Here is a 648-nt window from a genome sequence, read left to right on the forward strand (position 1 = left end):
TGATGAAACCGTGTGTACGTGCAATCCAGGCGTCCACTGGACCCGTTCTCCGGGTCACAGTGCAAATATATACACAACTGGCTACTGTGCCAGCTGGTGGATAGCTCGGCTCGAGAGCCGATGACGGACGTGCCAAGCTGCGATAAGCTTCAGGGAGCCGCATGGAGGCTAAGAACTGAAGATCTCCGAATGGGAATCCCCACGCAATTGCCTTGCGCAATGGGGAACGCACCGAATTGAAACATCTTAGTAGGTGCAGGAAAAGAAAGCAACCGCGATATCGTGAGTAACGGCGAGTGAAAGCGACACAGTCCAAACCGAAGCCCTCACGGGCAATGTGGTGTACGGACTACCCAACACGGAACTGGATTCTACACGAAGTCTCTTGGAACAGAGCGTGATACAGGGTGACAACCCCGTAGTGTAGAAGAAAGATCCTGGGGTTGTTCCAGAATAGCGGGGGTTGGATATCCCTCGTGAATTCCGCGGGCATCAACCGCGAAGACTAAACACTCCTCGAGACCGATAGCGAACAAGTAGCGTGAGCGAACGCTGAAAAGCACCCCGAAAAGGGCGGTGCAATAGGGCTTGAAATCAGTTGGCGATAGAGCGACGTAGCATACAAGGTCTGCCGAAGAATGAACAGAG

Annotated in this window: 1 rRNA gene; it reads left to right on the forward strand. The window is 53.2% G+C overall.

What is annotated here, in order from left to right:
- Nucleotides 1-72 precede the first annotated feature (72 nt).
- Nucleotides 73-648: ribosomal RNA gene (locus tag ACK509_RS16580) — 23S ribosomal RNA — on the forward strand; the annotation flags it as partial.

It is taken from the genome of Haloferax sp. DFSO60, assembly GCF_046557615.1.
GTDB lineage: Archaea > Halobacteriota > Halobacteria > Halobacteriales > Haloferacaceae > Haloferax.